At 62.3% G+C, this 20,285-nt stretch carries 16 protein-coding genes and 3 pseudogenes; 7 read left to right on the top strand and 12 right to left on the bottom strand.

The annotated features are described in order from the left end of the window. Positions 1 to 43: 43 nt before the first annotated feature. The gene (uvsE, locus tag EGJ27_RS24170) at positions 44 to 1,084 is read right to left on the bottom strand and encodes a UV DNA damage repair endonuclease UvsE (protein WP_125833264.1); all 1,041 of its coding nucleotides are present in this window, start codon (positions 1,082 to 1,084) and stop codon (positions 44 to 46) included. A 209-nt stretch (positions 1,085 to 1,293) separates the two neighbouring features. On the opposite strand from uvsE, the gene EGJ27_RS24165 reads away from it, so the two are divergent. Continuing rightward, complete coding sequence (locus EGJ27_RS24165; RefSeq protein ID WP_256672911.1) at positions 1,294 to 1,809, top strand: hypothetical protein; 516 nt, start codon at positions 1,294 to 1,296, stop codon at positions 1,807 to 1,809. 49 nt (positions 1,810 to 1,858) lie between these two features. Here the strand turns inward: EGJ27_RS24165 and EGJ27_RS24160 are convergent, their stop codons facing one another. The 7 genes and pseudogenes from EGJ27_RS24160 to EGJ27_RS24130 all read right to left on the bottom strand — a co-directional run bounded on the left by EGJ27_RS24160 (position 1,859) and on the right by EGJ27_RS24130 (position 9,696). After that, a complete protein-coding gene (locus EGJ27_RS24160) occupies positions 1,859 to 3,454 on the bottom strand; it encodes a gamma-glutamyltransferase family protein (RefSeq protein WP_125833263.1) in 1,596 nt (531 codons plus the stop codon). Positions 3,455 to 3,477: 23 nt separating this feature from the next. Continuing rightward, entirely contained in the window at positions 3,478 to 4,362 is an 885-nt protein-coding gene (locus tag EGJ27_RS24155) for an ABC transporter permease (RefSeq protein ID WP_125833262.1), read from the bottom strand. After that, on the bottom strand, positions 4,362 to 5,306 hold the full coding sequence (locus EGJ27_RS24150; RefSeq protein WP_125833261.1) for an ABC transporter permease: 945 nt from the start codon (positions 5,304 to 5,306) through the stop codon (positions 4,362 to 4,364). The genes EGJ27_RS24155 and EGJ27_RS24150 overlap by 1 nt, the downstream gene beginning before the upstream one ends. A gap of 34 nt (positions 5,307 to 5,340) precedes the next feature. Further along, entirely contained in the window at positions 5,341 to 6,840 is a 1,500-nt protein-coding gene (locus EGJ27_RS24145; protein WP_125833260.1) for an ABC transporter substrate-binding protein, read from the bottom strand. Beyond that, positions 6,837 to 7,829: pseudogene (locus EGJ27_RS24140) on the bottom strand (ABC transporter ATP-binding protein); the annotation flags it as partial. The pseudogene EGJ27_RS24140 and the gene EGJ27_RS24145, both read right to left, overlap by 4 nt. Before the next feature lie 128 nt (positions 7,830 to 7,957). Then, positions 7,958 to 8,962, bottom strand: coding sequence for an ABC transporter ATP-binding protein (locus EGJ27_RS24135; RefSeq protein ID WP_125833258.1), 1,005 nt, complete (start codon positions 8,960 to 8,962; stop codon positions 7,958 to 7,960). After that, positions 8,959 to 9,696, bottom strand: coding sequence for a FadR/GntR family transcriptional regulator (locus EGJ27_RS24130; RefSeq protein WP_125833257.1), 738 nt, complete (start codon positions 9,694 to 9,696; stop codon positions 8,959 to 8,961). Before EGJ27_RS24130 ends, EGJ27_RS24135 begins: the two co-directional genes overlap by 4 nt. 516 nt (positions 9,697 to 10,212) lie before the next feature. Here EGJ27_RS24130 and EGJ27_RS24125 point away from each other — a divergent pair. Genes EGJ27_RS24125 through idi form a run of 3 tightly spaced genes read left to right on the top strand, consistent with a single transcriptional unit; the run spans position 10,213 to position 13,822 of the window. Next, positions 10,213 to 12,438: a cytochrome P450 gene (locus EGJ27_RS24125; protein WP_125833256.1), complete on the top strand. Its 2,226-nt coding sequence runs from the start codon at positions 10,213 to 10,215 to the stop codon at positions 12,436 to 12,438. Continuing rightward, a complete protein-coding gene (locus EGJ27_RS24120) occupies positions 12,435 to 13,295 on the top strand; it encodes a trans-aconitate 2-methyltransferase (RefSeq protein ID WP_125833255.1) in 861 nt (286 codons plus the stop codon). Before EGJ27_RS24125 ends, EGJ27_RS24120 begins: the two co-directional genes overlap by 4 nt. Further along, positions 13,292 to 13,822, top strand: coding sequence for an isopentenyl-diphosphate Delta-isomerase (idi, locus tag EGJ27_RS24115; protein WP_125833254.1), 531 nt, complete (start codon positions 13,292 to 13,294; stop codon positions 13,820 to 13,822). The genes EGJ27_RS24120 and idi overlap by 4 nt, the downstream gene beginning before the upstream one ends. Before the next feature lie 36 nt (positions 13,823 to 13,858). Here the strand turns inward: idi and EGJ27_RS24110 are convergent, their stop codons facing one another. From EGJ27_RS24110 to EGJ27_RS25425, 4 genes and pseudogenes are all read right to left on the bottom strand, one after another. Continuing rightward, positions 13,859 to 14,317 carry a metallophosphoesterase family protein gene (locus EGJ27_RS24110; RefSeq protein ID WP_125833253.1) on the bottom strand — a complete coding sequence of 153 codons (459 nt, stop codon included), beginning with the start codon at positions 14,315 to 14,317 and terminating at the stop codon, positions 13,859 to 13,861. Positions 14,318 to 14,444: 127 nt separating this feature from the next. Beyond that, positions 14,445 to 15,506, bottom strand: a complete 1,062-nt coding sequence (locus EGJ27_RS24105; protein ID WP_125833252.1) for an SDR family oxidoreductase — start codon at positions 15,504 to 15,506, stop codon at positions 14,445 to 14,447. Between the two features lie 112 nt (positions 15,507 to 15,618). Further along, entirely contained in the window at positions 15,619 to 16,434 is an 816-nt protein-coding gene (locus EGJ27_RS25430; protein ID WP_371920885.1) for a methyl-accepting chemotaxis protein, read from the bottom strand. Positions 16,435 to 16,524: 90 nt separating this feature from the next. Beyond that, positions 16,525 to 17,499: pseudogene (locus EGJ27_RS25425) on the bottom strand (cache domain-containing protein); the annotation flags it as partial. 509 nt (positions 17,500 to 18,008) lie between these two features. Here EGJ27_RS25425 and EGJ27_RS25420 point away from each other — a divergent pair. The 3 genes and pseudogenes from EGJ27_RS25420 to EGJ27_RS24090 all read left to right on the top strand — a co-directional run. Further along, a pseudogene (locus EGJ27_RS25420) lies at positions 18,009 to 18,890 on the top strand (methyl-accepting chemotaxis protein); the annotation flags it as partial. Between the two features lie 39 nt (positions 18,891 to 18,929). Next, positions 18,930 to 19,793 (top strand): methyl-accepting chemotaxis protein, encoded by an 864-nt coding sequence (locus EGJ27_RS25415; protein WP_371920884.1) that lies wholly within the window; start codon positions 18,930 to 18,932, stop codon positions 19,791 to 19,793. 169 nt (positions 19,794 to 19,962) lie between these two features. After that, positions 19,963 to 20,285 (top strand): hypothetical protein (locus EGJ27_RS24090; protein ID WP_125833249.1); only part of this gene is annotated, 323 nt, incomplete at its 3' end.

Genomic DNA, 20,285 nt, shown 5'->3' with positions numbered 1-20,285 from the left:
CATGACCAACGCCGGCCAGGCAAAGGGTTAATAATGACCGAAATCAAACAGCGTTATTATCAGACGGCTCGATAAACTCCCGATAAAAATCCAGGGCGGCCATGTTCTTGTCCTTCGCCTCGAACATCATGTCGAAGCGGTCCAGAAACTGCAGTGCATATTCATTGGTCCAGCGATTCCACATGCGGTCGCTGTGCCCGTATAAATCGCGCTTGGACACTACTTGCAAGAGTTCATCCATCACCAACTTGCGCTCGGCATTGAATCCCAACGCCTGAAGACGCTCGGGCGGCTGTGAGTAATGCATGGCCGGACGCACGCCGTGCCAGCTGTCGATAATGCGCTCGACACGAGGATCATGAGGCGATATGTAGTCGTTTTCGTTGATCCAGCAATGATGAATGTCCAGTACCACCGGCGCCAGGTCCGCCAGAGCCAGACAATCATCCACCCCGTAAGTCTTCTCTTCATTTTCGAAAGTGATGCAGTTTCTGGCTTCGGTCGATAACCGAGACCAGAGGGATCGAATACCTTCAGCCCCAAGCCGACCGGCAATATGAATATTGCATTTGAAATCCTGAAAGTTACGGCCGTAACCCATCATGCGAATCATATCGGCGTGGTATTCAAACTCCGCGATACTGTTTTCAACCACCATCGGTTTATCCGAGCCCAACACACAATATTGCCCAGGATGTAACGACAAACGAATATCGTTTTCCCGAGCCGTGCTGCCGATAACGGCAAAGCGCTCGCCCAGCCATTGTTGAATGGCGGCGTCCTGATAGAACGCACTGACTTTGGGGTGGCTGTAGAAGGGCAGCAAATCGCTGCTCAAGCGCAGCATGCGTAAACCTGGCGGCAGCCCGGTCACGTACTCCAGCAGGCGCAGTTGCGCTGCAAGGTTGTGCTCGATGACGTACAGCAACTTATCCCGCGCCACCTGAGGCGTCACGCTGTCCATCCAGCGCAACGTCGTGGTCTTGGGATTGAAGGCGGATTCGATGACTTTCAATTCAACGGCGGACAAATCGCGCTGCGAATGGCGGTACTGACAGGCGAAGCCGATACGGCGGTGAGTCATGATCAATCCTTCAAAGGCTGTTGAAGGTATGACAAGCCAACACCCTGAGTTTCGCAAACTTATTTTATGTGAGAACGCACAAGTACCTTGGGCTGTATTTCCGGGCCTGTCAGAACCTATCTTGTGAAAATTCGTGAATTTTCACGGCATTTGCGAATTGCTGTGAAGCCGTCACACAGTGGCCATTTGGTCATGCTAACGTCGCGCTAATGGGCCAACTCACCTCGAAGTGCCCTAAAACCGACACCCAGGGAAGAGAGCCCATGACGACTGTGACACCTACCGGCGGTAACCCTACAGCGCAGAATTCTTCGACTTCCGTGTTCGACGACAAGCTGAGCATTGCCAAATCCAGCAAGACCATCGCGGATTATCTAAAGCAGACAGGCAAGTCTTCGATTACCGGGCAAGGTCTTGCCGAACTTGCCAACAATAAATCAGGCAATGTTCCGGCCGATGTATCCGCCGCCGCAGGTTATATGCAGCGTCATCCTGACGTGTTCACCGCCATTGAAACCCATGACGTGGCAAAACAGGACAACCTTTCCGGCGTGTGGAACTTCGACTGGGCCGCCAGTGGCGGACTGGATGGCACGGCGACCGGGGCGATCGCCAAGATGCAGGACACCTTCGACATGGCCATCGCCAAGTCAGCGCAGATCACCGAAATCAGCACCGGTAAGAAGGCCGAGCTGGACTCCTCCAAGCAGCGTCCGAGCAACTGATTCAAGATCGGGGTCAGCGCCAGACCGCGCCGGCCCCGATGGCCGTGACTCAGTAAGCCGCTACCAACCCATCCTTGCGCGGATCGGTGCCGCCCACATAGCCATGGGCCGTGCGCTGGATGATCTGCGCGCCGCCGAAGGCGAAGACGCCGCTGGGCTCCTCGACCACCACGTCGTGCCCTTTGGCCCGCAGTTCTTCCACGACCAGACGGTCGAAAGAACGCTCCACGGCGACCTTCAGACCGCTTTCGATACGCCAGCGCGGTGCGTCGGCGGCGGCCTGCGGGTTCTGTTTGTAGCGCAGGATGCGCATCATCATCTGCAGGTGACCCTGCGCCTGCATCGGGCCGCCCATCAGGCCGAACGACATCAACGGCGTGCCGTCGGCATTCATCACAAAGCCTGGAATGATGGTGTGGAACGGGCGCTTGCCCGGCGCGACGGTGTTGACGTGATTCGGATCGAGGCTGAACCCGGCGCCGCGGTTCTGCAGGCTGATGCCGGTGCCCGGCACCACGACGCCCGAGCCGAAGCCCATGTAGTTGGACTGGATGAACGACACCATCATGCCGCTTTCATCGGCGGCCGACAGGTACACCGTGCCGCCGGCTTTCGGCGAGCCGTGCTGCGGATCGGCAGCTTGCTCGGTCACCCGCGCTGCGCGTTCCTTGAGATAGGCCGGGTCCAGCAAGTGCTCGGCGCGCAGGCGCATGTGGTCGCTGTCCGCGACGTGCTCGTCCAGATCCGCCAGGGCCAGTTTCATCGCTTCCAGCACCGGGTGAACGGTCGCGACGCTGTCCACCGCATACTCGCCGACGCCCAGCGCCTCGATCATGGTCAGGCCGGCGAGGGTGGCAATGCCTTGGCCGTTGGGTGGCAGCTCATGTACCACGGCGCCGGCGTAAGGCACCGACAAGGTGTCGATCCAGTCGACGCTGTGGCTCGCCAGGTCATCGAGGCTCATCACACTGCCGTTGGCCTGGGCGTGTTCGATGATGGTCTTGGCCAGTTCGCCGCGGTAGAACGACTCGCCCTTGGTTTCGGCGATTTGTTGCAGGGTGCTGGCATGGCCGGCCAGCTGGACTTTTTCACCGGCCTTGGGTGCCTTGCCACCTTGCAGGAAGCATTCGGCAAAACCCGGTTGATCCTTGAGCAGCTCGGCGCCACGGCGCCACAGCTCGGCAATGATCGGCGTCACCTGGTAGCCGTCGCGGGCATAGCCGATGGCAGGCTCGGCGAGAGTGGCGAACGGCAGCTTGCCGTAGCGCTCGGACAACGCCACCCAGGCCGACACCGCGCCCGGCACGGTCACCGAGCCCCAGCCGCGCTGTGGCATGTCTTTCTGGCCGGCGAAAAACTCCGGCGTCCAGGCCTTCGGCGAACGTCCGGAAGCGTTGAGGCCTTGCAGCTTCTCGCCGTCCCAGACGATGGCGAACGCGTCGCTGCCGATGCCGCAACCGGTCGGCTCGACCACGGTCAGCACCATGGCCGCCGCGATGGCCGCGTCGACCGCGTTGCCGCCCTTGCGCAGCATCTCCAGACCGGCCTGCGCAGCCAGCGGCTGGGAGCAGGCGACCATGTTGTTGCCCATCACCGGCGAACGAGCCGAGGCGTAAGGTTGGCGGTAATCCAGATCATCGAACATTCAGTCGTCTCTTTGGCAGTTGATCAGCTTTTCGGGTCGAGGGCGTCACGCAGGCCATCGCCCAGCAGGTTGAAGCACAGGACCGTGATGTAGATCGCCACACCCGGCGCAATCGACATCCACGGCGCCTGTTCCATGAAATTCTTCGCGGTGTTGAGCATCGAGCCCCAGGACGGCGAGGGCGGCTGCTGGCCAAGGCCCAGAAAAGACAGGCTGGCTTCGGCCAGGATCGCCGCCGCGATGGTCAGCGTGGCCTGTACGACCAAGGGCGACAGCACGTTGGGCAGCACGTAGCGCAGGATGATCCAGCGATCCGGCAGGCCGATGGCGCGGGCGCCTTCCAGGTAGTCTTCGTGGCGGATGGCGAGCACCTGACCGCGAGTCAGCCGGGCAAAGATCGGCATGGCCGACAGGCCGATGGCGATCATCGCGTTGGTCAGGCTGGGGCCGAGAAACGCGCCCAGGGCAATGGCCAGCACCAGAAACGGACACGACAGCAGCGCTTCCATGATCCGCGAGATGACCGCATCCAGCTTGCCGCCGAAGTAACCGGCCAACAAGCCCAGCGGCACGCCGATGGCCATGGCGATCGCCACCGACACGCCACCGGCCAGCAGCGAACTGCGCGCGCCGAACAGCAGGCGCGAGAACAGGTCGCGGCCCAGTTCGTCGGTGCCCAGCCAGTAAATCAGGGACGGCGCCTTGCGCACCGCAAGGAAGTTGGCTTTGAGCGGGTCATGGGGAGCGATCCACGGCGCCAGCAGCGCGGCAAGAATGAACACCAGCAGCACCACGGCACCGATCACCGCGCCCTTGTTGGCCATGAACTTGCGCACGAACGGCGAGCGGGTACGCGGCTTGAGCGTGACGTCCACGGCTCTTGAAACGGGGGAAGCTATCGAGGTCATCAGGCTGTCCTCAGGCGCGGGTTGATCATGCGATACAGCACGTCGGCCAGCAGGTTGAGCAGCAGGAAGGCAATGGCAACACACAGCACCACGCCCTGCACCACGGCGTAATCGCGGTTGAACACCGCGTCGACGATCATCTTGCCGAAGCCTGGGATGCTGAACACTTGCTCGGTCAGCACCGCACCGCCCAGCAGCTCGCCGAACAGCAGGGTCGTGAGCGTGACGATGGGCATCAGCGCATTGCGCAGCGCATGCTTGAGAATCACCGTGCGCGGAAACAGGCCCTTGGCCCGTGCGGTGCGCACGTAGTCGGCGCGCAGCACTTCGAGCATCGCGCTGCGGGTGTGGCGCATCAGCACGCCGGACAACCCGGCGCCCAGCACGAACGCCGGCAGGATCAGGGTTTTCAGGTTCTGCACGACATCCTCATCCAGCGACACGAAACCCGAGGCCGGCAGCCATTGCAGCTGCACGGCGAAGATCATGATCAGCAGAATCCCCAGCCAGAAGTGCGGAATCGAGATCCCGGACAACGCCACCACATTGGCGGCGTAATCCACCGCCGTGCCTTTGCGCACCGCTGAAATCACGCCGGTGGGAATGCCGATCAGCATCGCAATCAGCAAGGCCAGCACCGCCAGCTCGATGGTCACCGGCAGCTTGGCCGCCAGCAACGCGGTGACCGGCTGTTCAGTGCGCAGCGAAGTGCCGAAATCGCCCTGCAGCACGTTGCCGACCCAGTGGAGGTACTGCAACGGCAGCGGATCGTTGAGCCGGTACTTGTCGCGCAGGTACTCCATCACCGCCGGGTCCCGCTCCTCGCCGGCCATCGCCAGCACCGGATCGCCGGGCAGCAGCTTCTGCAGGGTGAAGACGAACAGCGACACCAGGATCAGCGTCGGAATGGCACTGAGCAAGCGTCTGAGGATGAATATCAGCATGCCGGGCCCTCGCGTTCAGCGTGAAATGAGCTGATCATTTGGACGTCACGTCCGCCAGGCGAATCAGGCCGTCCGGGTTGGGCACGAAACCGCTGAGTTTCTTGTTCATGGCGATGATCCGTGGATCGAAATACAGGTAGCTGGTCGGCACGTCGCTGGCCAACAGGCGCAGTGCTTCGAAGTACAGCGCCTGGCGCTGGGCTTCGTCGTTGACGGCGCGCGCCTTGTTCAACAGGTCATCGAGTTTCGGGTCACAGAAGCGGCCGTCGTTCTGGCCGCCCTTGCAGGTCACGAACTGGTGAATGTCGCCGTCCGGGTCCGGACGCCCCGACCAGGCGCTCATGCTGATCTGGAAATTGCCCGCCTGCTGTTCACTGAGCAGCGTGGCGTATTCGGTGGCCACCAGATTGACCTTGATCCCGGCTTCTTCAGCCATTGCCTGGATGATCTGGCCCACCTGCTGGGCAATCGGGTTGTTGGCGACTTTCAGCTCGACGTTCAGCGGCAGCTTTACACCGGCTTCGGCCAGCAGCTTCTTGCTCTGCTCTACATCGCGGGCCGGAATCGGCAGGCTCTTGTCGTAGTACGGACTGCTGTTGGGAAACGGCTGGGCGCTGGGCGTGTACAGCCCCTCGAACACCACCTGGTTGATCGCATCGCGGTCGATGGCCAGCTCGAAAGCCTTGCGCACGCGCTTGTCCTGACCCATCGGCGTCTTGGAGCGCTCGCCGTTGTTGGTGTTGTACACCAGCTGCATGTAACCGAGCCCCGGGGTGTTGAAGACCTGCAGCTTGCTGTCGGCCTGGGCGGTTTTCACGTCGGTGGGCGCGACGCGCTCGATGATGTCCAGATCGCCGGAACGCAGGTTCGCCAGGCGTACCGAAGTGTCCGGAATCGGCAGGTAGATCAGTTTGTCGAAGTGGTAAGCCTGCTTGTTCCAATAGTTGTCGAAGCGTTCCAGGACGATGCGGTCCTGCTGCACGCGCTGGACGAATTGGTAAGGTCCGGAGCAGATCGGCCTGGACGCCACATCAGTCGCCGACGCCTTGGGCGCCAGCATCATGCCGGCGCGGTCCGACAGCTGCGAAATCAGCGTCGCATCCGGCTGCTTGACCTTGATCGCCACGGTCTTCGCATCGATCACCTCGACGCTGTCCACCGAAGCCAGTTCGCTTTTGCGCAGCGAATCGGGCAGGGTCCGGGCGCGGTCGAGGTTGAACTTCACCGCTGCGGCGTCGAACACCTCGCCGTTGTGGAAGGTCACGCCTTCACGCAGGGTCATGGTCAGGGTCTTGCCGTCTTCGCTCCAGTTCCAGGCGGTGGCCAGTTGCGGCACGTACTTGAGCTGCGGGCTGATATCCACCAGTTTGTCGCACAGCGCGGTATAGACCAGTCGGCCGGAATAGGTCCGCGAGCGATGCGGGTCGAGCACGTCCGGATCATCCTGGATGCCGATGCGCAGCGTCGACTCGGCAAAAGCGGTATTCGCGGCGAGCAGTAACAGCGTTCCTGTCATCAGATGGGCGAACTTCATGGCTGACTCTCCAGAGATAAGGCTTGATGGCTTTTGAACAGGTTCAGGCGTTGGGTGTAGGCCGCAGTGGGTGTCGGAACCAGCAGCGAGCCGGCGCCGGCATTGGCGATTTCGCGCCAGTAATGGCAAGCCACCTGGCGCTCGGCTTCGACGGTTTCGAACACCGGTTTCACCTCGCGGCACAGCGGCCTGGCGTGTGGGCAACGGGTGTGAAAGCGGCAACCGGACGGCGGTTTGCTGGGGCTCGGCATGTCACCGCCGAGCACCGGGCGCGGGTGGCGCAGGTCCGGGTGACTGACCGGAACCGCCGCCATCAGCGCCTGGGTGTAAGGGTGAAAAGGCGTCTCGAACAGCGCGTTGACCGGCGCCAGCTCGACGATTTCGCCCAGGTACATCACCGCGACCCGGTCGCTCATGTGGCGAATCACTGCCAGGCCGTGGGCGACGATCACCAAGGTCAAACCGAACTGATGCTTGAGGTCTTCGAGCAGGTTGACCACCTGTGCCTGCACCGACACGTCCAGCGCCGAGACCGGTTCGTCACCCAGAATCAGTCGCGGTTCGGAGGCCAGAGCCCGTGCGATGCCGATGCGCTGCCGCTGGCCACCGGAGAATTCATGGGGATAGCGACTGCCGTGTTCCGGCGCCAGACCGACCGTGCGCAGCAGTTCGGCAACCTTGTCCTGGCGCGCGTTGCGGCTGTCGTCGCGGTGCAGCCAGATCGGCTCGCCGATGATCGATTCCACGCTCATGCGCGGGTTGAGCGAGGCGAACGGGTCTTGAAAGATGATCTGCAGGTCGCGGCGTACCTGACGCAGTTTGTCCGGCGCCAGGTTGGCCAGATTGCGCCCTTCGTAGATGACATCGCCGGCCGTGGGCTTGAGCAGGTTCAACAGCAGGCGGCCGAGGGTCGACTTGCCCGAACCGGACTCACCGACCAGCGCCAGGGTCTCGCCACGGCGCACTGCCAGCGACACCTCGTTGACCGCTTGCACCGGCGGCTTCTTGCGCTGGAACAGCCCGGTGTCGCTGCTGAAGTGTTTGCTGACCTTGATGCTTTCCAGAATCGGCTGCTTGTTGGCGCTGCTGTCCGCCGCGTCGTGAGGTGCGTTCAGGCTCATGCGCTGACTCCCAGATGCTGTTCCAGTGGTGCGCGAATACAGGCGGCGAAATGGCCGACGGACACTTCCAGCAACGGTGGTCGCGCTTCCCGGCAGGCGGCAATGACAAACGGGCAGCGCCCGGCGAAACGGCAACCGGCGGGCATTTCCGCAGGCGTCGGCACCCGGCCGTTGATGGTCGCCAGCCGGCCTTCACGCGGGCCTATCGAAGGCATCGAGCCCATCAGGCCGATGGTGTAAGGGTGCTGCGGGTCGTCGAACAAGGTCTTCACCGAGCCGCTTTCCACCACTTGCCCGGCGTACATGACCATGACCTCGTCGGCCACTTCGGCCACCACGCCCAAATCGTGGGTGATGAGGATCATCGACGTGCCTGTTTCGGCCTGCAGGTTGCCCACCAGCGCAAGGATCTGCGCCTGAATGGTCACGTCCAGTGCGGTGGTCGGTTCGTCGGCGATGATCAGCGCAGGATCATTGGCCAGCGCCATGGCGATCATCGCCCGCTGGCGCATGCCGCCCGACAGTTCGTGGGGGTAAGCATCCAGGCGCTGGGCGGCGTCGGGCACACGGACCTTTTCCAGCATCTCCAGCGCACGCTGGCGGGCCGCGCTTTTCGACAAGCCCTGATGACGGATAACGCTTTCAGCGATCTGCTCACCGATGGTGAACACCGGGTTGAGCGAGGTCATCGGTTCCTGAAAGATCATCGCCATGCGATGGCCGCGCACATCCAGCAGGCGTTCGTCGCTCATGCCCAACAGCGGCTCATCCAGCAGGCTCGACCCGTTGGCCTGAATCTGCGCGGTGTCGGGCAGCAGGCCCATCAGCGCCATGGACGTCACGCTCTTGCCGCAGCCGGACTCACCGACAATGGCCAGCGTCTTGCCCGGCGCAACCGAAAACGACACGCCGTCGACCACGTTGGCCGGCGCGCCTTTGAAACGCACGGTGAGGTTGTCGATGCTCAAAACCGGGCGATGTTCGAGGGTGTTCTGGCTCATAGGCTCGCTTCGAGATCCTGGTGAATGACGGTGTCCAGCGCTTGCTGCAACCCGCGCAAATGGCCGCGCATGGCGCTGGCGGCCTTGACCGGGTCGCGGCTTTCGATGGCGTTGACGATGTAGTCGTGGTCGTGGCTGTAGGTGCTCAGCCGGTCGGTGTTGCGCGCCCGCTGGCGCAGGTCGCGCCAGGCCGGATCAAGCCGGATGGCGTCGAGCATTTCGTAGATATCGAGCATCAGTCGGTTACCGGCGGCTTCGGCAATGCCTCGGTGCAGCGCGCTGTCCCACAATTCCAGACCTTCGGCGTCGACTTCTTCAGCGCCTTGCTGGCGCGTGGTGCGCTCGGTCAGGCGGCGCAGGATCGCCATCTGCTCGCCGCTGGCCCGTACCGCCGCCAGCGAAGCCAGCACCGGCTCCAGATGCAGGCGCGCTTCCATCACCTCGCTGAAATTGGTTCGGCTCGACAGCCGGGCAAAACTCATGGACGCGCTGGGCGGCGTAGGCCCTACAAACGTACCTTTGCCCTGGCGACGCCAGATCAGGCCCTCGGCCTCCAGCACCGCCAGCGCCCGGCGAATGGCCCGGCGGCTGACATCGAAATTCACCGCCAGCTCCCGCTCGGTGGGCAACGCCCGCTGCGGAAACGCCGCGTGCTGGGCCACCATCTGGCGCAAGGCGTCGAGGGCCATTTTTGAAGCGTTGTCCTGGGGCTCGTCAGGCTCGAACCTTTCCATCTTGGTTTCTCGTGACAAGTCTAAAAAAATGGCACGGGCGCATCAGGCCCCTGCACGGCGATGCAAGGGCGAGTGCAATAGCGATGCCAATGGAAATTGGTTCAGCGGACAGATCCGCACATGAATGCGCGTACCCACACGAGCACGGGAAAACAGCGGGCCAATACACCAATGGTCCGAAACAGGTAACGCGCACACAGGGGGATTGGTTCAGGGAAAGGCGAACCAATTTTTGCTAAACGGCTCGCCGATGCCTGTTTGTGGTTCGGCTGCCCGGTTTAGAGGCGTGGACAAGTGCTGATGCCGCACATGCCTGGAAAAGGCGATGCATGGGCTTTGGTTTCACGCGAATACTTTTCCTGTCTCGACGTCAGGCAATTCCTACATCCCGCCGATTTGTTTTTGCGTAAAGTCCGGCCCGCTGGAATGTGACTACATTGCTTTGGGCCTCCTTCAACGGAACCCGTCGGGTGTATCGCCGTCAGCGTTTCTTAAAAAAGTTGAAAGGAGAGCACCATGCCAGGGACACACCGCGAGGGCGATTTCAGCGTCGGCCACGGCTGTCATCTGCCGCCGACACCATTGATCATTCCCGAGATTCGACTTCCTTTCGCCGGGCCGCCGCCGCGTTCCGACAGCGACCGGTTGCGCACGCAGGCCCTGGCCTGGGCGCAGCGGTACGGCTTGATCGGCCGCCGCGGCGCGCATCGATTGAGCACCACGCCGCTGCTCGATCTGGGGATGGCGCTGTGCGGGCAGGCACCCACGCAGCGAGCCGAAATCCTGGTGTGCTGGTACGTGTGGGCACTGACGCTCGATGACCGCATCGATGACGGGCCTTGGGCGGAAAACGGTGCCCTGGAGCGTTTCATCACCGCAGTGCAGGCGATCACTGAAGACGACGGCGCCGATCCGTCGGCTCAAACCAGCCGATTCGATGACCCCATGCTGGTTGCCCTGGCCGATGACCTGTGGCCACGCACCCGGAACTGGGGTGGCGAGCGTTGGTGGCGCAGCGTCGTGCGGCATTTGATCCGCCATTTGCGTGCCCAGGCGACGCTGGTACGCCTGCGGGAAACCGACGCGACGCTCACACTGGCCGAGTATCTGCCGCTGCGCCGGGACTCGTTCGGCGCACTGTTTTTCTTTGATCTGATCGACGGTGCCGAATCCCTCGACCCGTATCAGCATCCCGCCGCTATCGAAGGCTGGGACGCCCTGCGTGAACACGGGGCCGATATCATCGCCTGGACCAACGATATCCATTCGATCGCCAAAGACGTGGTGTGCGGCGAGCGCTTCAACCTGGTGTCGATACTCGCGCAAACCACCGGCAGCGATTGGCCTGCCGCGCTCGAAGCGGCCCACCGGAGGGTCAATACGGCAGTGGCAGCGTTCATCACCGTCGCCGCTGGGCAGGCTGATCAGCCGTCGTGCGCTGCCACCGATCCGGATCGGCTGCGTCAGGTAGTCCGGGCCGCAGGCGACTGGCATCGGACGGTTTCTCGCTACCACTTGCACACCGCCGATTCCACGGAGCAGGCCAACCGGCAAGTGGACCTGAACCTCACCCCGCCGACCTTGAAATCCCGGCAATTCGAAATCGATCCCTATCCCTTGTATGAGCGTTTGCGCACGACCTTGCCGATCGTCTACGACGAGCCCACGGACGTGTGGCTGGTCAGCCGGCATGTGGATGTCAAAGCCGCCTTGACCCATCCCGGGGCGAGCAACAGCAACTACACCTGGCAGATCGGGCCGTTGCTGGGGCACACCATCGTGTCCATGGACGGCTGCGAGCACGCCCAGCACCGGGCGTTGCTCACGCCAGCGTTTCGCAGCAAGGCGCTCACGGTGCTGGAAGCGTCCGTGATTTCGGTCACCGGCGACCTGCTGGCGCAGATGCGCGGCCGACCGCAGGTGGACCTGATCGCCGATTTCACCGCAGCGCTGCCGGTGCGGGTGATGGCTCGTGCACTGGGCTTGCCGGCTGAAACCCGCGAGGAGGTGGAACGGCTGAAGAACTGGTGCGCCATCGGCTTCGCCTACATGGGCAACTATCGACAAGACCCGGCCCTGCTGACCGGCGGGTTATCCAACCGGGACAGCTTCTACGACTTCATCCAGCCGCACATCGACGCCCGCCGGGCCGAACCCAGAGACGATCTGATCTCGCAGCTGCTGGCGGCACGCATCGACGATCAACCCTTGTCCGAGTCGTTCGTGCGGTCCTACTGCGCAATCCTGATGACTGCCGGCAGCGAAACCAGCCACGGCGCCCTGGCCAACCTGATCGTCAACCTGTTGAGCGAGCCGGGCCTCAAGGAGGCGGTGTTGGCTGATCCAGGCTTGATGGACCCTGCCCTCGCCGAAACCCTGCGCCGCAACTCCCCGCTGCAACTGGTTTTGCGCGAGGCCCGCGTCGCGCTGGAGCTGCCGTCGGGAACCATTCCTGCCGGCGCGACCCTGGCCTGCCTGATCGGTTCGGCCAACCGTGATCCGGACCAGTTCAGCGATCCGGACACCTTCAATCTGTCCCGCGCCGATCAGGCGACCAGTCATTTCGCCTTCGGCGCGGGCCGCCACTTCTGCCTGGGCTCCATGCTCGCGCGGATGGAAATCACGATTGGCGCGCGCATGCTGCTGCAAGCCTTCCCCAACCTGCGCTGGGCACCAGGATTCCAGCCCACCGAACGCGGTTTTCTCAACCGCTGCCCTGACCATCTGGAGGTCGCACTATGAACCGCACTGACCTGGCCGACGAACCCGGCTACACCAACAGCTATCTGGGCGACCAGCACAGCGGCCAGCTGGAACGCCTGCGTACCCTGGAATATGCCTTTGACCCTTTGAGCCAGGCGGTCTTCGAGCAGCTGGATATTCCGGGCGACGCCACCATCCTGGATCTGGGCGCCGGTGGCGGATCGCTGGCTGGCTGGCTGGCCAGGCGATATCCCGACGCGACGGTCCTGGCCAGCGACATCGACACCCGGTTCCTCAAGGGGATACCCGGCATTGAGGTGATGATCCACGACGCAAGGACCGAGAATTTTCCTCTCAGCTACTTCGACGTGGTGCACACCCGGGCGCTGCTGTGTCACCTCAGCGAACGCGAAGACATACTGACCCGCGCCGCCACCTGGGTGCGTCCCGGCGGCTGGCTGGTGATCGAAGACGTGAGCCTGCAACCGGGCTTGAACACGCAAAACCCGTTGTTCCGCAAGGTAGCCCAGGCCGGCATCACGCTCCTGGAGCAAACCATCGGTTCCGACATGCTCTGGGCCGATGCGCTGCCCAGCCGGTTGCGTGAACGGGGCCTGCTCAACATTGGCTGTCGAACCCTGGAAGGCCGGATCGGCGACAACAGCCCGGCCGATGCCTTCTGGGCCGCCACCACCGCACAGGCCGGACCGGCGCTGCTGAAACACGGGCTACTGACCCAGCACGACCTGGAGGCCATGGCCGAGCTGCGTGCCGATCCGGCTTTCAACGCCCCGGCCCTGACGCTGGTCAGCACCTGGGGCCAGATTCCGGAGCCGGAGCCGGAGCCGGAGCCGGAGTCTGAGCCGGACAGCTGCAGTGACGGACCTACGCAATGACCAACGTCGTATTAGTCGATGCCCAGGATGTGGAGATCGGTGTGTGTGACAAGCTCACCGCACACCTGGGAGAAGGCAGGCTTCATCGGGCGTTTTCGGTGCATCTGATCGACAGCGCCGGGCGTCATCTGCTGCAACGCCGTGCCGAGGGCAAACTGCTGTGGCCAGGTTTCTGGTCCAATGCCTGCTGCAGTCATCCGGCACCCGGCGAGACCATCGTGGATGCCGCTTCGCGTCGCCTGTGCGAGGAATTGGGGATTTCGGCGGCCTGCCGTTTTCTCTACAGCTTCGAATACCATGCCCGCTTCGGTTCGGTGGGTGCGGAGCACGAACTGTGTCATGTGTTGGTGGCTCGATCCGACGCGGTGGCCATCCCGAACAGGGACGAAGTCAGCGAGATCCAGTGGTGGACCCGCGCCGAAATTTCAGCCCGACTGGCAGAATCGCAAGCGCAGTTCACTCCGTGGTTTTGCCTGGAGTGGCAGCACCTGCTGGCCCAACACCCGACGTTCGATACACCGGCATAGCGAGAGTGATAGGGCGCACAGCTTGCCGGCGAAGTCTCAAGTCACAAGCGTAACCAGCTGCGGCTCGATCAACGCCGTACCGGTCTCCAGCACCGCCAGCGTCACCGGCAACTTGAAACGTCGCCGGCCGGCGCTGCCGGGGTTGAGGTACAGCCGCTCGGCGCGCCACTCGATCAGCGGTTTATGGGAATGCCCGGTAATCACCAGCTTTATGCTGTCATCGAGCAACGCCGGAACATCGGCCATGTCGTGGACCAGCAGGACCGGCCAGCCATCCAGGTCGAACCGCACGTGATCGGCAATGGGCTCCGCCCAAGGCAGGCCCACGTCGTTATTGCCCCTTACCACCTGCAACGGCGCGATGGCCGCCAGCTGGTCGAGGATGTCCGGGCTGCCGATATCGCCGGCATGGATGATCAGCTCACAACCCTGCAAGGCCGTTACGGCTTGCGGGCGAAGCAGCCCGTGGGTATCGGAAATGATGCCGACTTTCAAAGGGAGGTCCTGATTGATTTTTGTAGGATGATTTTCGCCAGCAAGCCGGCTCCTGCAGATCCAGGGAGCGCTGCGATCCTGCAGGAGCTACCGGGCTGGCGAAGACGTCAGCAACCTCAAGCAGTGCTCAAGGAATCAGCCGCTCACTACGCAAGCGATCAAACACCTTGAAGAACGCCTCATCGCTGGCCTCGAACGCCGTGAAGCCCAGTTTGCGGCTCTTGGACATGTCGGTCACCACCTCTATCGGCCGTCCCAGATCAGCGTCGGTGTGCCATGGCGAGATCAAACGGTTGATGTCACTTTCCTTGAGCTGATGCTCGCGGGCGATCTCGCTCCAGGCTGGCTGGTCGTCGGCCATCTGCTTTTCCAGCGGCGCAGGGGTTTGCGGGAAGTCAGCCGGTTCCAGGCCGAAGTACCCGGCGATCTGGCCCCACATCCAGCTCCAGCGGAAAACATCGCCATTGGTGATATTGAAAGCCTGGTTGGCCGCTTCAGGCGTGGTGGCCGCCCACAACAGCTGGCGAGCCAGTTGGTGGGAGTCGGTCATGTCGGTGAGGCTGTCCCACTGTACCCGCGAGCCGGGGAACACGAACGGCCGCCCGGTTGCTTTGCAGATGGTGGCGTAGACGGCCAAGGTGGTCGCCATGTTCATCGCATTCCCCACCGCCACGCCGGTGACCGTGTGCGGGCGATGCACGCTCCAGCTGAAACCGTCTTTCTTGGCGGCCGCGAACACTTCATCTTCCTGGGCGTAGTAGAAATTCTCGACGTCCAGACGCCCTTGGCTCTCGCGAAACGGCGTCTTGGGCAGCGTGCCTTTGCCGTAGGCCTCGAATGGGCCCAGGTAATGCTTGAGGCCGGTGACCAGCGCCACATGTTGGACACTGGCGGCCGGACGAACCGCGTCCAGCACGTTGCGCACCATGGCGGCATTGACGCGAATGTTCTCTGCCTCGGTGGCCTGGCGCGACCAGGTGGTCAGGAAGACATGGCTGGGTTTGAGGTCTGCCAGGGCGTTACGCAATGACACCGGGTCTTGAAGATCCGCGGCCACCGCAATCACGCCGGGCAAGGTCGAAGGGTGACGGGACAGAGCTGCGACCTGCCAGCCGTTGTCGAGCAAGAGTTGGGTGATGGCGCTGCCGACGATGCCGCTGGCACCGACGACCAAGGCGGTCTGGGTCATGGGATTTTCCTGAGCAGTAAATGAATCGACATGTACTGTCAGAACCGCATAGACCCACACCGTTCAACCCGATTGCCTGACCGAGCCCTTTGCAGGCCCGGTCGGGTTTCGATCAGATCTTGAAGCTGGCCACCAGTTGCTTGAGGCGCCCGGCCTGTTGCGACAGCGCCGCGCAGTCCTTGAGGGTCTCGTTCAGGTTGGCGACGCCTTGCTGGTTGAGGGTGTTGATCTGGCTGATGTCCACGTTCAGGGTTTCCACCACGGCGGTCTGCTCTTCGGTCGCAGCGGCCACCGACTGGTTCATGCCGTCGATGTCGCTGATCCGGCGCGTGACGTCACGCAAGCGACTGCCGGCCTGGTTGGCCACCTCGACGCTGTCCTGGCTGGACACCTGGCTCTGGTTCATGTTCAGCACGGCATCCTGGGAGCCGGTCTGCAACTCGCCAATCATGTTGTGGATCTCGTCGGCCGACTGCTGGGTACGATGCGCCAAGTTGCGCACTTCATCGGCCACCACGGCAAACCCGCGGCCCGCTTCGCCAGCGCGCGCCGCTTCGATGGCGGCGTTGAGCGCCAGCAGGTTGGTCTGCTGCGAGATGCCTTTGATGACGTCCAGAATCTGCCCGATGTTGTCGGTGCTGGCATTGAGTTGCTCGATCTGGGTGCAGGAAGCGCTGATCTTGGTCGACAGCTCGCTCATGGACTGGATCGTCTTCTCGACCACCACCTGGCCGTCCTGAGCCTGCGCCCGGGCTTCACTGGCCTGGGTGGAAGCATCCGAGGCATTGCGGGCGATTTCCTGGGTGGCGGCGCCCAGTTCGTTGATGGCCGCTGCCACGCTGTTGGTGCGGGCGCTCTGTTCATCGAAACCGATGATCGAGGAGTTGGAAGACTCCACCACCCGTTGCGACAGGTCATGCACCTGCATGGTCGCCGACGACACTTCGACGATCGAAGCATGCACGCGTTCGACGAACTGGTTGAACGAGCTGCCCAGTTCGGCGAACTCGTCCTTGCCCTGAATGCTCAGGCGGCGCGTCAGGTCGCCTTCACCCTGAGCGATGTCCTGCATGGCGCGACCCATGGTGGTCAGCGGCTTCATCAAGGCGCTGATGAGCAGGCTCAGCAGCAAGGCGATCATGCCCACGGCGATCAACACTGCGACCATCGCCGAACTGCGGAACTGGCTCAGCGGCGCGTAGGCTTTGTTCTTGTCGATCGACAAACCGATGTACCAGTTCGCCGATGGCAGGCCGGTGATCGGCGTGAAAGACAGGATGCGCTCTTCACCGTCGAGGGTGACTTCGCGCAACTGCTTGTCCAGGGTCAGGGTTTGCCCAGGGTAGATGTCCTTGAGGTTTTTCATGACCCGGTCTTTCTGCGGGCTGACGATAACCTGCCCATCGCCGCTGACCAGGAATGCGTAACCGATGCCGCCGAAGTCCACCGAGTTGATGATCTTGACCAGCGTATCGAGGCTCAGGTCGCCACCGGCCACGCCGGAGATCTTGCCGTTGGTCTTGATCGGGCTGGCGACCGTTACCACCAGGCCACCCACCGAAGCCTGGTAAGGCGCGCTGAGGATGGTCTGGCCGGCGTCGACCGTGGATTTGTACCAGGGGCGCTGGCGCGGGTCGTAGCCGGCCGGCATTTCGGCGTTGGGCCGCTGGGTGAAGGTGCCGTTGCTGTCGCCGACGTAGGTGAATTGAAAGGTGGACACCAGCGACGGTTGCGACACCAGGCCGGTCAGGTCATTGGTCACGCCCTGGAAGGAGACGTCCTGGGCAAGGTTTTCCAGAACCAGAATGCGCCCGCCCAGCCAGTTCTGAACGCTGCTGGCGGTCAGCTCACCTGCTTGTTTGACCGAAGCTTCCAGGTTCTGGCGAATGGTCGTGCGCTGCAGGTAATCGTTGTACAACGTGAATAACGCGAATGCCAATACAACGACACCCGATGCGGCCAGCAGGATTTTATGGCGGAACTTCAAATTCATTACGGCACATCTCGACAAAGGATAAGGGTCTGGTCTGGGTAACTTGCTTGAAGAGTGTTCCGTTCTCTTTACAGGCAGTGACCCACACTTAACGGCAGGTTTGCACGATACCTGAGCGCCAAAGGCCTTCCAGCGGCTGTTCGACGGCAGCGGTATCCAGCCGTTTGGGCTTGACGGGAGGCCTTTATAACCGGGGGTTGCAGGGAATGAAAGCACCAGGCGCACCGGCGAAAGATTTTCATTTTTTCACTGCTTTTTTGTTACAGATCGGCGATCCGCGGCCGATAGTGTCTGTACTCGAAGCCTTGCCGGTGGCCATAACAATAAACGCTCCAGAGGCCATTACTTAAACTAGACATTCCTGGAGAACGTCAATGAACAGCTGGTTCGCAAACATCAGCGTTAATAAGAAACTTGGCCTGGGTTTTGGCCTGGTACTTGTTTTTACTGCCATTCTCGCGCTGACCGGCTGGAACAGCCTGGGTAGCCTTATCGACCGCAGCAACTGGATGAGCGATATCACCTCGCTCAATTCACAGCTGACCAAACTGCGCGTGACCCGCCTGCAGTACATGGTCGCCAACGGTGACGACAAGATTGCCGAAACCGTGCAGACCTCCCTCGACGGCTTCAAAGGCTATCAGCAGAAGCTGCTGGCCAGCTTCACAGCACCTGACAACAAAAGGATGCTGGAGCAGTTGGGCGTGGTCATCGCCGACTACCAGAAATCCCTCAACGACATGCGCAACGGCTACAAGACCAGCAATGCCGCACGTCAAGAGATGACCACCCACGCCGCCAAAGGCGAAGCGCTGATCGAGCAGATCCTGGCGGACGTCAAGACCAATGCCATGGACCTGGGGCGTTTCGAGCAGTACGAAACCATCGTCGACGCTCGTGAAGACCTGATGAAAGTGCGCTACGAAGTGCGTGGCTACCTGGCCGACGGCACCCCGGAAAGCGAACAGAAAGCCACCGCACAGCTGACCGATGCCATCCAGGGCATGGACACGCTCAAGACCGCTTTCAGCGATACCCAGGCAAGCCGCATCACCCAGCTGGAAAGCGCGTTGATCAGCTACCGCTCCACCCTGGAAGCCATGAAGAGCGCGAACGCATCGATTGCCAAGGCGCGCAAGGAAATGACCGTTCAGGGTCAGGAGATCGTCAAACTCAGCGATGACCTCTATCAGTTCCAGCTGGATCGCCGCGACCAGGAAAGCGCCCAGGCGCGTACCCTGCAGATCACTTGCACCCTGCTGGCCCTGATCCTGGGCATCCTGGCTGCGGTGCTGATCACTCGCCAGATCACTCGCCCGTTGCAGGAAACCCTGGCAGTGGTCGACCGCATTGCTTCGGGCGACCTGACCTACACCCCAGCCGTGACGCGTCGCGACGAACTGGGTGTTCTGCAACAAGGCATCCAGCGCATGGGCACCACCTTGCGCGACCTGATCACCGGCATCCGCGATGGCGTGACCCAGATCGCCAGCGCTGCCGAAGAACTGTCGGCCGTGACCGAGCAGACCAGCGCCGGGGTCAACAGCCAGAAAGTGGAAACCGACCAGGTGGCCACAGCCATGCACGAAATGTCGGCCACCGTTCAGGAAGTGGCGCGCAACGCCGAGCAGGCTTCGCGAGCGGCCTCCGATGCCGATAAAGAAGCCCGCGACGGTGATCGGGTGGTGGGTGAAGCCATCGCCCAGATCGAGCGTCTGGCCACTGAAGTAGGTCGTTCGGCCGATGCCATGACCCAGCTGGAGCAGGAAAGCGACAAGATCGGCAAGGTCATGGACGTGATCAAGGCCGTGGCCGAGCAGACCAATCTGCTGGCCCTCAACGCCGCCATCGAGGCTGCGCGTGCGGGCGAAGCCGGGCGTGGTTTCGCGGTGGTGGCGGACGAAGTGCGCGGCCTGGCCCAACGCACCCAGCAGTCGACCGAAGAGATCGAAAGCCTGGTCGCCGGGCTGCAGAACGGCACCCGCCAGGTGTCGAGCATCATGCTCAGCAGCCGCGAGCTGACCGCCAACAGCGTGCAACTGAGCCGCAAGGCCGGCACTTCGCTGAGCAGCATCACGCAGACCGTGTCCAACATCCAGGCCATGAATCAGCAGATCGCGGCCGCAGCCGAAGAGCAGAGCGCCGTGGCCGAAGAAATCAGCCGCAGCATCGTCAATGTGCGCGACGTTTCCGAGCAGACGGCTTCGGCCAGCGAAGAAACCGCTGCGTCCAGTGTCGAGCTGGCGCGCCTGGGTGGCCAGCTGCAAACCATGGTCAGCCACTTCCGCGTCTGACCCTGACCGACCCTGAGGCCGCCCGGCTTCAGGGTCTTTCCCACCGGTAACAACTATCAATTTGAGCAATGATCGGTACCAACCGCATTGACTTCTGAAAAATCGCCAGCGGCGTAGCATTGCCTCCATACCGAGTCACCCACGACTCGCCCGATCTGGAGCAATGACCATGAAAACTTCGAACCTGATCTTCGGCCTGGCCTTCTCTGTATTGACTTCCAGCGCGTTCGCCCTGCCGGTCGTGAGTGACTCCCAAACCCTGAGCCATCCCGTTATCGCGGCCGACGGTGCTGATCGCGTCGGTGCCAACCGTGTAGCGGCCGACGGCGCTGACCGTGTCGGTGCCAACCGTGTAGCGGCCGACGGTGCTGATCGTGTCGGTGCCAACCGTGTAGCGGCCGACGGTGCTGACCGTGTCGGTGCCAACCGTGTAGCGGCCGACGGTGCTGATCGCGTCGGTGCCAACCGTGTAGCGGCCGACGGTGCTGATCG

It is taken from the genome of Pseudomonas sp. v388 (genome assembly GCF_003935425.1).
GTDB lineage: Bacteria > Pseudomonadota > Gammaproteobacteria > Pseudomonadales > Pseudomonadaceae > Aquipseudomonas.
The sequence above is the reverse complement of the archived record's forward strand: the minus strand, read 5'-3'. Positions and strand labels throughout refer to the sequence as shown.